The sequence below is a fragment of the Chryseobacterium taiwanense genome, assembly GCF_000813825.1.
GTDB lineage: Bacteria > Bacteroidota > Bacteroidia > Flavobacteriales > Weeksellaceae > Chryseobacterium > Chryseobacterium taiwanense.
Genome location: NZ_JWTA01000008.1, coordinates 49,710 through 62,023, shown reverse-complemented (window position 1 = coordinate 62,023; position 12,314 = coordinate 49,710). Strand labels below are relative to the sequence as shown.

The 12,314-nt window shown below is 35.7% G+C and carries 12 protein-coding genes; all 12 read right to left on the bottom strand.

What is annotated here, in order from left to right:
• Positions 1-59 precede the first annotated feature (59 nt).
• Positions 60-230, bottom strand: a complete 171-nt coding sequence (locus tag RM51_RS19390; RefSeq protein WP_039369033.1) for a lmo0937 family membrane protein — start codon at positions 228-230, stop codon at positions 60-62.
• 513 nt (positions 231-743) lie between these two features.
• The gene (locus RM51_RS10935; protein WP_039369031.1) at positions 744-2,006 is read right to left on the bottom strand and encodes an NAD(P)/FAD-dependent oxidoreductase; all 1,263 of its coding nucleotides are present in this window, start codon (positions 2,004-2,006) and stop codon (positions 744-746) included.
• 118 nt (positions 2,007-2,124) lie between these two features.
• The gene (gene ligD / locus RM51_RS10930) at positions 2,125-4,674 is read right to left on the bottom strand and encodes a DNA ligase D (protein ID WP_039369028.1); all 2,550 of its coding nucleotides are present in this window, start codon (positions 4,672-4,674) and stop codon (positions 2,125-2,127) included.
• A gap of 46 nt (positions 4,675-4,720) precedes the next feature.
• Positions 4,721-5,500, bottom strand: coding sequence for a non-homologous end joining protein Ku (ku, locus tag RM51_RS10925; protein ID WP_039369025.1), 780 nt, complete (start codon positions 5,498-5,500; stop codon positions 4,721-4,723).
• A gap of 88 nt (positions 5,501-5,588) precedes the next feature.
• On the bottom strand, positions 5,589-6,203 hold the full coding sequence (locus RM51_RS10920) for a hypothetical protein (RefSeq protein ID WP_052248473.1): 615 nt from the start codon (positions 6,201-6,203) through the stop codon (positions 5,589-5,591).
• A 73-nt stretch (positions 6,204-6,276) separates the two neighbouring features.
• Positions 6,277-7,029: an SDR family oxidoreductase gene (locus RM51_RS10915; RefSeq protein ID WP_039369021.1), complete on the bottom strand. Its 753-nt coding sequence runs from the start codon at positions 7,027-7,029 to the stop codon at positions 6,277-6,279.
• A complete protein-coding gene (locus RM51_RS10910; RefSeq protein ID WP_084111074.1) occupies positions 7,007-7,555 on the bottom strand; it encodes a CinA family protein in 549 nt (182 codons plus the stop codon). Before RM51_RS10910 ends, RM51_RS10915 begins: the two co-directional genes overlap by 23 nt.
• A 61-nt stretch (positions 7,556-7,616) precedes the next feature.
• The gene (locus RM51_RS10905; protein WP_039369018.1) at positions 7,617-9,776 is read right to left on the bottom strand and encodes a catalase; all 2,160 of its coding nucleotides are present in this window, start codon (positions 9,774-9,776) and stop codon (positions 7,617-7,619) included.
• Positions 9,777-9,818: 42 nt separating this feature from the next.
• Positions 9,819-10,187: a hypothetical protein gene (locus RM51_RS10900; protein ID WP_039369015.1), complete on the bottom strand. Its 369-nt coding sequence runs from the start codon at positions 10,185-10,187 to the stop codon at positions 9,819-9,821.
• Positions 10,174-10,482 carry a hypothetical protein gene (locus tag RM51_RS10895; RefSeq protein ID WP_131667068.1) on the bottom strand — a complete coding sequence of 103 codons (309 nt, stop codon included), beginning with the start codon at positions 10,480-10,482 and terminating at the stop codon, positions 10,174-10,176. Before RM51_RS10895 ends, RM51_RS10900 begins: the two co-directional genes overlap by 14 nt.
• A 527-nt stretch (positions 10,483-11,009) precedes the next feature.
• Positions 11,010-11,624: a Crp/Fnr family transcriptional regulator gene (locus RM51_RS10890; protein WP_052248472.1), complete on the bottom strand. Its 615-nt coding sequence runs from the start codon at positions 11,622-11,624 to the stop codon at positions 11,010-11,012.
• 49 nt (positions 11,625-11,673) lie between these two features.
• The gene (locus tag RM51_RS10885) at positions 11,674-12,270 is read right to left on the bottom strand and encodes a Crp/Fnr family transcriptional regulator (RefSeq protein WP_052248471.1); all 597 of its coding nucleotides are present in this window, start codon (positions 12,268-12,270) and stop codon (positions 11,674-11,676) included.
• Positions 12,271-12,314: the final 44 nt, after the last annotated feature.

Sequence of the window (12,314 nt, the reverse complement as noted above, 5' to 3'; positions counted from 1 at the left end):
AGTAAAGCAATCTTACCAAGATGAATAGGTATCTTGGTGCTTTTTATGAATACCTCAACCTAATCAAGCGGTTTTTTTCCTGTGATAATATTATAGAGAACCACAATAATTGCGATTACTAATAATACATGTACTAAATATCCCGTGCTGATTCCTGGTATGATTCCTAAAATTCCTAAAAGCCATACCGCAATACAGATAACTGCTATTAACCATAATATACTTCTCATGACAAAAAAATTTAAAGTTATACAATGAAATAAAGACATCGTTTCTGTCTATTATTAAAAAAATAGTTTATCGATCTTCACTAATCGGAAGCTCTATATACTCAAAGATATCTCTTTAAAAGTCTTTTGCTTATGACTCAAATCATAAACGAACGCCCAGTATTTGGTTATCTTTATAACACGATCATTCATATTTATTCCCAGCATTGTTTATCCCCCTCTTTGAGGGGGTATTTTTTTATCTGATATTTTTCAACAAATAATTAGAGTGATATTTGAAATAAGAACATGAAAAAAGCACTCTACTGAGTGCCCTGTTTAATCAGAGTTTCCTCCAACAAAAAAAATTATCTTTTTCAAAGGTATATATCCTTGATCTTACATCTTATGATCTGAATCATATGTAATGATTATATTTTGTTTTACATTTATACTAATATCATGCATATCTAGTCTATCATTATTATTTTCCCCTCTTTCGAGGGGATTTTTATTATACTAGTGTTTTATATTCTACACATTATTTTTTTTGGGTCGAAGGATTAGTCTGATAGAAGGATTATTAGTAATAAATAATCTTAACCAATCCAAAGCCAATCGGAGTTTATTTCGAAAGCCCACCAAGGGAATAATATGAATAAACAACCAAGTAAGCCAAGCTGTAAATCCTTTAAAAGAAAATCCGGGAATATCTACCACTGCGTTGAATTTTGAAATGATTGCCATCGTTCCTTTATCGTTATACATAAAGGGGGTTAAGACTTTCTCATCTTCAATCCTTTTTAAATTCTTTCCTAAATTTCTTCCCTGCTGAATGGCAACCTGAGCCAATTGAGGGTGGCCGTTAGGGTATTTTTCTTCTGTCATTTGCAAACAAATATCTCCCAATGCATATACATGATCAATTCCCTGAACCTTATTATATGCATCAACCAAAATTCTTCGTCCTTTTCCGATACTTTCCTGCGGTAAACCTTTTACTTCCCGACCAATCACTCCCGAGGTCCAGATCAACGTTTCCGTTTCAATAGATTTTCCGTCTGCCAAGATAACTTTTGAATCAATATAATCTTTTACCGCAACGTTTAAAATGATTTTAACACCCAGTTTTTCCAATTTGGTATATGCCGCTTTCTGAGCCATCTTACTCATTGGGGAGAGTAAAGCAGGAAGCGCATCAATAAGATAAATATGCATGAAGCTCCGATTAATTTCAGGATATTCTTTAGCAGCAATATATTGCCCCATTTCGGCAATCATTCCTGCCAGTTCCACTCCTGTAGGACCGCCTCCTGCAATCACGATATTCTGTAATTTTTGAGATTCTTTTACTTTATCATTTCTTGCCGCTTCTTCCATTGTCAAAAGCATATAATTTCTTACATAGAGTGCTTCATCAATTGTTTTCATAGGCAGGGCACATTTCTGTACATTCTCCATTCCAAAGAAGTTCGATTCCGTACCCAGCGCCAAAACAAGTTCATCATACTGAATTTCTCCATTCTCGGTTTCTATGGTTTTCTTTTCAGGGATCACCCTAATTAAACTTCCCATATAAAACCTTACATTTTTATAGTTTGAAAATAACTTTCTGAACGGATAACTGATATTGGAAGCTTCAATAAAAGAAGTGGCAACCTGGTAGATCAATGGTGGAAAAAAATGGTAATTATTTTTATCTACGAGTGTTATTATAAATCTATCGTCATTTACCAAAGATTTTATAAGATTAATCCCTGCAAACCCTCCACCTACTATGACAATGTGCTTTTTCATATGGCAATGAATTTTAAGTTATAGTACTTTATATTAATGAACAAAGTCAGAGGGAACAGCAATGTTAATTAACTAACCAATAATTCTAAAAATACTCTCAATTGGTAGGATTGAGTATTTATTTTACATTTTCTAAAGCAGTTATAGCTTTTATCAGATCAATTCCTTTTCCTAAAACAGGTTTGAACAAATCTCCTTTTTCCTGCAAACGTTCTGCCATATTCCTGATGGTAAAATCAGTAGGATGAAGACCTTTTTTTACTTCAGTCCATTCTAATGGTGCAGAAACCGGTGCTCCGGGTTTTGGCCGTATACTATATACACTTGCCAGTGTTTGTGCTCGTCTATTCTGCAAATAATCGAGATAGATTTTATTTTTATCTCTTTTTTGAAGGCTTCTTTCCAGGGTGGTAAGCTCCGGTAATTCCTGATGAACCAACTGCATGAGAACATGTCCAAAATCCTTCACCTGATCATAACTGTATTTTCCTCCCATCGGAATATACACATGAATACCAGAACTGCCTGATGTTTTCGGATATCCCATAATTTTTGCAATAGCTAAAACCTCCTTAACCGCTAATGCAGTTTCTATCACTTCTTCAAATGTATTTTTCTCAGAAGGATCAAGATCCAATACCAAATAATCAGGAAAATCGGCTTTAGGGATACGGCTTGTCCAGACGTTCAGTTCTATACAGCCTAAATTGTTCAGATATGCTAAGGTTTCCTTATCATTACAAATAATGTAATTGATGTATTTATCATTACTTTCAGAAAAGATTTTTTGTAAAGTCACCCAGTCCGGGGTATGCTCATCGGCATCTTTCTGATAAAAGTTCAATCCTTCGATCCCATTCGGAAAACGGTTGAGAGATTGCGGACGGTTTTTCAAATGGGGCAAAATAAATTTGGAAATGCTCTGATAATAGTCTACAACCTCTCCTTTTGTAATACCATCTGCCGGAAAATACAGCTTATTCTGATTGGTAAGCGTAACCTGCTGCTTTCCTATTTTCTTAACTTTATCTGTATCAGTGACTTTTTTTGCAGGGGTTTTAGCTTTCATATTCGGCTGTTTTTCAAGTGAATCAGTATCAAATTTCACATCTGTTTCATCTATGTCTTCTCTCAGTCGTAAAAAAACAGGATGTCGGTAGATATGATCTTTTGTAAGCTCCGTAAATTTTATTTCAGCTACTAATTCTGGTTTAATCCATGTAGCTTTGGAATTGGTTTTCGGGGTTATTTTGAATGCGGATTGCTTCACAATCAGTAGCTGCATCTTTTGGTGAATTTCTTTAAGACTTTGATCTGTAAATCCTGTTCCGGTATGTCCGCAAAACACCAATTCTCCATTCAGGTATTTCCCTAAAATAAGCGATCCGAACTGTTTTCTTGATCCTTTCGGTGCAGTAAATCCACACATCAGTGCTTCATCAGTTTTATGGATCTTTATTTTCAGCCATTCAGAGCTTCTGGTATTTTCTTTATATTCGCTTTCTGTTTTTTTGGCAATAATTCCTTCTAACCCCATATCTTGGGCAGCATGAAAGAAATCTTTTCCGTTTTGAAGAATATGGTCGTGATATTTGATGATTTCATTTTCAATCAAAGCCTCTTTCAACAATTCTTTCCGTTGTAGATAAGAAAGATTTTCCGTAGAATATCCGTTCAGCCAGAGCACATCAAAAACCTGATAGATCAAAACCAAGTCGGTATTTTGTTCTGCGATTCTCTGTAGCCACTGAAAATTAGGCTTTCCTTTATCGTCATAGGCAACAATTTCACCATCCAGAACCATTTCATGCTCCTGAATTTTGAGTGCATCGGCTACTTTTTTGAATGATTTTGAAAAATCCAGTCCGTTTCTGGAATACAGACGGATTTCACTGTTTCTTGTATCGGCGATTGCTCTGTACCCATCCCATTTTATTTCAAACGCCCAATCTTTGTCATCAAAAGGTTTTTCGCTTGTTTTACAGAGCATAGGTTTGATGAAATCAGACAATTTTTTCTCTCTGGAAAGTGCCGGAGCGTAATTTTTATAATGTTTTAGGCTTTCGGCGGTATCATTTTTTTTTTTACTGCTTTTCTCCTGAAGATAAGCCGTGACTTTAGATTTTTTTGAGGTATGCTCTTCGGCATCATAATCCTCTTCAACCGCATAACGGTCTTTATGCTTGATAAGAAGCCATGCATTTTCCTCCGTCGAGTTTTTGATTTTTACCAACGCAAACTCACCTTTCAGTTTTTTACCATGCAAAATAAATTTAAGAGATTGCTTATGCAGTTCCGCACGCATGATCAGGTCATCACTTTTTCCTTCTATTTTTTCTAAAGGCTCATAGATTCCTTCATCCCAGATCTCAACTTCTCCAGCTCCGTAATTTCCTTTGGGAATGCTTCCTTCAAAAGTCCGATATTCATAAGGATGATCTTCTACCATCATTGCCAGTCTTTTATCTACAGGATTAAGAGAAGGCCCCTTGGGAACTGCCCAACTTTTAAGCACTCCTTCCATTTCCAGACGAAAATCGTAATGTAACCGTGTTGCCGCATGACGCTGAATCACAAATCTCAGTTTTGCTTTACTTTGTTTTTCTTTGCCCTCCGGTTCGGAAGTTGCCTTAAAGTCTCTCTTTTTATGATATTCTTCTAATGGCATCTTACAAAAATTTTAAGTGGAACGAAAAAATTATCTGATGAAAGTCTTATCCTGCTTTTCTTTTTCCTGACTCGAGACTTGCTTTCAGCATAGCCATAAGATCAGTCGCTTTTCCTGCCGGTTCTTTTGTTTCTTTAGTTTTTGTTCTTTTACCTTTTGCCTTCTGCTTTATAATTTTCAGAAGGTCTTCATTGTAGGTATCTTTATACTTTGAAGGATCAAAAGTCTCTGCTAAAGATTTAATCAATGTTTCCGCCATTTTGAGCTCTTCCGCTTTCGGAGCCTTTCCTGACGGAATTTTCAGGTCTTCATACGTTCTCATCTCTTCAGGATACCTCATCCTGTTTACCATGAGAATTTCATCCTGATAAGGGCGGATCATGCAAAGAATTTCTCTTTCTCTTAGAATAAAAGAGCCTATTCCTGCCATTTTGGTTTTCATAAGAGCTTTCAGCAGTAATTTATAAGCTGCTTCACCATTTTTTTGAGGTTCTAAAAAATAAGGAGTTTCAAAAAGTGCGGGATCTATTTCCTCTTCTTTTACAAATTGCAAAATGCTGAGAATTTTTGATTTTTCAGGACTTACCGCCTGAAAATCTTCATCCTCCAAAACAATATATTTGTCTTCTATTTTGTAGCCTTTTACAATATTTTCCCAGGCTACTTCTTTGTTGGTATTTTCATTTACCCTTTTGTATTTGATATTGCTGAGATCTTTTTTGTCCAGCATATCCAGATCTAAAGTACTCGATTCACTGGCCGAGTACAGCTTGATCGGTATGTTTACCAATCCAAAACCTATGGCTCCATTCCAGATCGCTCTCATATTTTTTATTTTTATAGGTTAGAGTACAAAACCCTTTCCAAATTGAATCGGACAGTATTTTTTGAATCTATCAAATCTTTTGAGCCAGTTAAAAATCCAGAAAACCATTCACCAGTGTTTTCCACTGAATTTTTGAAATCCCAATCATTCCGCCTGCTGCGATTAGCAGGTTTCTGGCTTTATCTATGAACTCTGCATCCATATTCGGGGTTTCATTTCTTCCGTATATTCCTGCCTCAATAAAGTCTCTTCCTTTAAAGATTCCAAAGGTAGAAGTAGCATGATCAGAATAGAAATGTACAATATGTTGTGAGGTTTTATCCTGAGGATTTTTCGATGGTCTGCAGGTCATCATCAAAAAATCAAGGCAAATTCCATGGGTTTGCTCTTCAAACAAATCGATTACTTCTACCCAATCGTAACCTTTGGCTTCAACAGTTCCCGGCCCAGGAATGTCTATTCGTATATAATCGCCAATCACAGGAAACCGCTCTACCGTTTTCCCTTGCGAATCGAAAAGTTTAAAATCCGCAAATCCCTCTCCACAATAACTTTTCCAGTTATTAATCAACATGAATCTTTCTTTCAGAGTGTTAAATCCTTCATGTACATCTGCCGGATTTGCATAGTTTTTCTTAGCTTCCGTATCATGATAGCTTCCTTTCTTTTGAATCGGTACTCCGAAAAGTTCTTTAGGTTTCATGTGATCAATTTTAAATCTGATGATAAGGCTTATATATTAACTTCTTTAGAGTTTTCTCTGTTCTTGGGTTAACTTATCCGTTGATAATCAATCCTCCATTGGGATGGAGAACCTGTCCCGTAATCTGAGCCGCTGCTTCGGATGCCAGAAACAAAAAGCTTTCTGCAACTTCTTCGGGTGTGGCATTTCTCTCCAAAGGAGGTTTTCGGAGGTCTTCCTCTTTTTCATCAAAAGTTTCTTTTGTAAGAGGTGTTGCTACTGGTCCCGGAGCCACTGCATTTATTCTTATTCCTTTGGGTTTTGCCTGCAATGCTAAGGAACGGGTAAAAGAAACAATAGCTCCTTTTGTTGCTGCATAATCCAACAATTCGGGATGTCCCTGATAAGCGACGGCGGAAGTTGTATTGATGATACAATCACCTTCTTTTAAATAGGGAAATACTACTTTGGTCAGTAAAATCATTCCAATGATATTGGTATCAAACGTTTTCCTGATATTTTCTTCTTCCAAATCCTGAATCTGCTCTGCCGGAAACTGGGTTCCTGCATTATTGATAAGGATGTTAATTTTATTCCATTGTGATATGAGTTCCCTGACTGTATTTTCACAAAATTCATAATCATTAATATCCCCTGAAAAAAGCAGACATTTTCTTCCCAACGCTTCAATCTCGCTTTTCGTTTTTTCGGCTCCTTCATCATCTTCGTGATAAATGATGGCTACATCGGCTCCTTCTTTTGCAATAAGTAATGCTACCGCTTTACCAATCCCACTATCTGCTCCTGTAATGAGAACTGATTTTTCAGCTAACTTTAATTCTTTCATCTTTACTTTTTTTCAATTCTAAATTTGCTCTGGCTTCAGCATTTTTATTCATTTCTGCTTTAAAACACCCCAAAATGAACTCAGTGTAATATAATTGGGCATTCAGAGCTTGTGTTTTGGGGTGCAGTTCAAGTGTGTTTGTGTAAATAATTTCGCCTTTGTAAGAGAATGAAAAGAATGCAAATATTTTGTATGATGAATTTCTAATAGGAGTACAATATCCTGTTGTTGCAATTGACCAGTCTGCTTCGTAGAGTTTTGCAACATTCAAAGCCATCGTTTCCACAATATTTTCCGAAACACAGTCGCATGCTTCCGCTTCTTCTTTATCCACATTCAGTAATTTTACTTTCATGGGTAAAGTATATGCTGTCATTCCGCCTTTATACACCAATGATGCGTTAGGCATCTGAGATAAAGCCAGCTGTAAACATCCTGCGGTTACAGATTCTGCAACCGCAATTGTTTCATCTGCCGTCATTAATGACTGACTAATGTACTCCAGAAGATTTTTGTGAAATTCCATCGCATTATATTTTTAAATGATTGTTTTAGTGATTGATTGTTTTCTATTTTATCATAGAGTTCTAAGCATTTCTATCGAGCTCCAGATCCCAAACTCTATGGTTAGCAATGGCCTGTATGAATCGATCTGTGCCTTCTGCATCTTCCCCTGTAATGATTGCAGGATCTTCATGTGCTCTTGCTCCAACATTACTGTTCATGTACAAAGGCTCTGTTCCTGCATCAAAATAGATAGCTTTACAATGTTTATAAGCTTCATTAATAAAATGCAGTACCAAATGCCTGTTTTCCGGGATTAATAATTCTTTGACTGCATCTTCTCCTCCTGCTATGTATAAAGCATCAAAGCAAACACTTGCTGTACTTGTCAACGAATGTTTCGAAAGTAAAGTTGAGCCATCATTAGTTCTTACAGGAGCTAAACTCGGGGCAATCAGTTCTACCGTTCCTCCTTTTCCTTCCAGTTTCATTTTTAAATCATTACTCGCTCCTACATCCACACCTGCGGCAATGATAAACCCAATCTTCCTTCCCTGAATGGTATTTTTAACGGTATTCTCCATACTCAGAGCTTCCGAAATTTTTATTTCAGGTTCTTTTTCTTCACTCTGCAAATCAATCCTGTTTCCATCTGCAGGAATACTTTGATTAGGAAAATCCAGCTCTGTGACCTCAACTCCAATTTTTTCTGCAACCCTCCATGCTAAGAATTTATCTATATTAACCAACTGCCCAACCAATCTTTCTCTAATTTCCGGAATCGTCACTTTTGACAATTCAAAAATCAACGCATTCTGCAAATGTATTTTTTCAGGAGTAGACTGACTGTTATAGAATAATTTAGCCTGTGAATAATGATCTACAAAACTTTTGCTTCTTTCTCTAATCTTTGTTCCGGAAATTCTTTCTTCATGTGAACTAAAACCTCCTTCCTTCATCATCGCCTGAAACGGACAACCTCCTCCTATAGAATTGGGCTCATAGCTCACTTTTCCTTTCACGATCTGCTGTCTCATATGACCATCACGCTGATTATTATGAACGGTATTGATGGATCTGTTGATGGGAATTTCATGGAAATTAGGCGATCCAAGCCTTGACAATTGGGTATCGGTATAAGAGAATAATCTTCCCTGCAGCAAAGGATCATTGGTAAAATCGATTCCCGGAACGAGATGTCCCGGATGAAATGCCACCTGTTCGGTTTCTGCAAAAAAGTTATCCGGATTTCTGTTTAATGTTAACGTTCCGACAAGTTCCACCGGGACAAGTTCTTCGGGTACAATTTTCGTGGGATCCAAAAGGTCAAAATCAAAGGTATCTTCATCTTCTTCAGGAATCAACTGTACTCCAAAATCCCATTCAGGAAATATTCCTTTTTCAATGGATTCCCAAAGATCTCTTTTATGAAAGTCAGGATCAACTCCTGAAATTCTCTGTGCTTCGTCCCAAGCTACCGAATGAACTCCTAATTTCGGCTTAAAATGAAATTTAACGAAATGAACCTTTCCTTCTTCATTGATGAATTTAAAGGAATGAACCCCGAAACCCTCCATTCTGCTGAAACTTCTGGGAATTGCTCTGTCACTCATCAACCACATGATCATGTGCATACTTTCGGGCATTAATGATATAAAGTCCCAAAATGTATCGTGTGCAGAAGCCGCCTGCGGCATTTCATTATCAGGTTCCGGCTTTACGGCATGGACAAGATCTGGGAATTTGATGGCATCCTGAATAAAAAATACCGGCATATTATTCCCTACCAGATCATAATTTCCTTCTTCAGTGTAGAATTTAATCGCAAATCCGCGTACGTCCCTTGCCATATCTGTACTTCCCTTACTTCCTGCTACGGTAGAAAATCTTACGAAAACAGGAGTTTCTGTACCTTCTTCGGCCAAGAACCTTGCTTTTGTATATTTTGCCAAGCTTTTATTGAGTTTAAAAACGCCATGCGCTCCTGACCCTCTTGCGTGGACTACTCTTTCGGGAATTCTTTCATGATCGAAATGCGTTATCTTTTCTCTCAGAATGAAATCTTCAAGTAACGTTGGCCCTCTTTCGGCAGATTTTAAAGAATCCTGATTGTTATTAATCTTCAACCCTTGATTCGTGGTTAACTTTTCATTCTCATTCAAAGTTGTATCTAATTTTAGCTGCTCAGATTTTTGATTTAATGGTGTGTCTTCTTTCATATCAATATTTTTTGAATTGATCATTTATAATTATTTCAGAAAAGAAACTCCTCCCATCATATGTATTCAAAAATCATTTCTTTTCAGAGTATCCAATAACCCGTTGAGACATTCTTCTTCTTTTAGCACTTTATTATAGGCCGTCTTTGCATATAAAGTAAAGGAAGGATCATCAAAAGGTGTTTGAGTACTTGCGTTCTCTACTATATCATGATGAAGATTGTCTTTTATATGAAAAAGATATTCTCTAATATATTTTTCTATTAATTTTTTAAGAAGCTCAGATCGGGTATTCGCTTTTAATTTGTTCAACGATTTTACCAAAAAAGCTGTTGCTCCATAGGTATTTACTCCATCCTGAACGATCGTTTCGTTTTCAGATTTTTCTTTTTTCTCATATAAGTCTATAAATTTTGATGTATCATTTTCTATCATAGTTTAAAGGTGTTTTTTCGGATATGTGTATAAACTTTTCAAAATAGTGGAGATCATCTTTATCTTTTACAGACAGATAAAACATCATTTTTATGGGTTCTTTCTTCCCTATGCTTCCGAGAGAATCAAATTGGGCAATAAATGCCTTTATGGTTTCAATATCTGCATTTTGCGCCATTACAAGTACTAAAAAAATATTATCGTCAATTTCCTTTGCATAGATCGAGGCTCCCTCAGGAAACAAGTCTCCATTGTTTGTAATTTTTTGAAAACATTCTTGTTTTAATGTGTTCATAATTTTATGAGTATCCATAGTGCTGAGTATTCGTGGTTATGGAAGCAAAAAGCCATATAGAGAATTCTATATGGCTCCAGTATATATCAAGTGGTGTATTAATTTTATTTTTTACATCAAAATTGATAAAAGCCCCTCTATTTTAATAAGATCATCTAAGATTTATAAACGACTACCCCTTTACTTCTTATCTATAAAGAGGCAATCATTGTTAAAAGAATTATGAATTTTGTCTTCTTTTCAAAGCCCTGTATATAGATTCTGAGAAATCATAATTGTGTATTCTCTGTGTACTTTGCTTTGAATAATAATTCCCTCCTCCAGAATTATAATTTATTTAAAAGGTAATAGCGATGATCGTTCTGCTATCTTACCTGCTAAAAATTATTTAGTATGATTGATATGAAAAACTAGTTAGAAGTAAAAACGTATCAATACTCTATCTAAAGCTCTGATTTGTTGCTAGTTTAAATGTACAGCTTAATAATTCACTATTTTATGATTTCAGTCATAAAAAAAATAGATTATTAATATAAAATTTTTCTGTTTTCTATTTTGATTTTCCCTTCCTTCTCCATTTTTTTCAAGGCTCTGATTACTGTTTCTACACGAAGCCCCACTAAATTTGCAATTTGCTGTCTTGTAAGCTCTACCGGGAAACAATATTCGCAATCATTATCATGAAAGCTTCTAAGATAATCCAAGAGGCCTTTTAATCTTATAGAAGGGTTTAGGGATGCCATATTTTGCATCATCACCAGTTTATAGTATAGCCTTTGAGATAAACAATGGTTCATTTCCATTGAAATATCCGGATGTTTTTCCAACAGATCTATAAAATTGTTTTTGGGAAGCCTTATGATTTCTGTAGGAACCAGGCAAACAGCATTCATTGGATACAGCTTATCTAAAAAAATAAGAGAATCTCCAAAACTCTGCTTTTTCCCCAGAATGTTGTGAATAAACTCTTTACCTTCTTCATTATAATTATTCAGCTTTACCTTCCCTTCCGTAATCTGGAAATAATACGACACCTGATCTCCCTCGCTAAAAACCATTTGTCCTTTTTTAAAGATTTTCGTCTCACCACCCCATGAATACAAAAGCGATTCATCGATGTTCATACAGCTTTTTGTTTTCATTGTATTTTAATTTAAAATTGAGGAGACTCTATTTTTAGCATAAAAAATTTTAGTATAATATTTTTCGATCTTCTATTTTGAGAAGTCTGGCTCTTTCCATTCCTTTTATTGTCCGTATGGTTGTTTCCACACAAAGCCCTGTTAATCCTGCCATTTGTTGGCGAGTTAATGGAATTTTAAATGAATATTGCTGCTGATCCATCGCAAAACTTTTAAGATAATCCATCAATGCCATTAACTTTACCATAGGACTTTGAGAAGAGAGATTCTGAGTCATGATCAGTTTAAAATACAATCTTTGAGAAAGACATTTGTTCATTTCATAAGAAACTTCTGCATCTTCCCTTAATAAATCAAGAAATGCTTTTCGGGGAAGTTTTAAGATTTGACATTCTGTAATTGCTATGGCGTTAATAGGGTAAAATTTTTCCATAAACAATAAAGATTCTCCAATACTCTGACCATCTTCGATGATAATTTGTATCGTCTCCTTCCCTTCCTCATTGTAATTATTGAGTTTTACCTCGCCTTTTATAATCTGGAAATAAAATGCAGGCCAGTCTCCTTCCGTAAAAATAGACTCTGCAGGTGCATATGTAGTAATACTTGCTCCCATTGAATACAACAGATTTTCTTCAATAACCATAATAGCTTTTTTAATGTTATAAGAATAAATACAGGGAACTTTTA

Excerpts from the sequence above, each read along its gene's own strand:
- RM51_RS19390 (WP_039369033.1), bottom strand. The coding sequence starts at position 230 with ATGAGAAGTATATTATGGTTAATAGCAGTTATCTGTATTGCGGTATGG.
- RM51_RS10935 (WP_039369031.1), bottom strand. The coding sequence starts at position 2,006 with ATGAAAAAGCACATTGTCATAGTAGGTGGAGGGTTTGCAGGGATTAAT.
- ligD (WP_039369028.1), bottom strand. The coding sequence starts at position 4,674 with ATGCCATTAGAAGAATATCATAAAAAGAGAGACTTTAAGGCAACTTCC.
- ku (WP_039369025.1), bottom strand. The coding sequence starts at position 5,500 with ATGAGAGCGATCTGGAATGGAGCCATAGGTTTTGGATTGGTAAACATA.
- RM51_RS10920 (WP_052248473.1), bottom strand. The coding sequence starts at position 6,203 with ATGAAACCTAAAGAACTTTTCGGAGTACCGATTCAAAAGAAAGGAAGC.
- RM51_RS10915 (WP_039369021.1), bottom strand. The coding sequence starts at position 7,029 with ATGAAAGAATTAAAGTTAGCTGAAAAATCAGTTCTCATTACAGGAGCA.
- RM51_RS10910 (WP_084111074.1), bottom strand. The coding sequence starts at position 7,555 with ATGGAATTTCACAAAAATCTTCTGGAGTACATTAGTCAGTCATTAATG.
- RM51_RS10905 (WP_039369018.1), bottom strand. The coding sequence starts at position 9,776 with ATGATCAATTCAAAAAATATTGATATGAAAGAAGACACACCATTAAAT.
- RM51_RS10900 (WP_039369015.1), bottom strand. The coding sequence starts at position 10,187 with ATGATAGAAAATGATACATCAAAATTTATAGACTTATATGAGAAAAAA.
- RM51_RS10895 (WP_131667068.1), bottom strand. The coding sequence starts at position 10,482 with ATGAACACATTAAAACAAGAATGTTTTCAAAAAATTACAAACAATGGA.
- RM51_RS10890 (WP_052248472.1), bottom strand. The coding sequence starts at position 11,624 with ATGAAAACAAAAAGCTGTATGAACATCGATGAATCGCTTTTGTATTCA.
- RM51_RS10885 (WP_052248471.1), bottom strand. The coding sequence starts at position 12,270 with ATGGTTATTGAAGAAAATCTGTTGTATTCAATGGGAGCAAGTATTACT.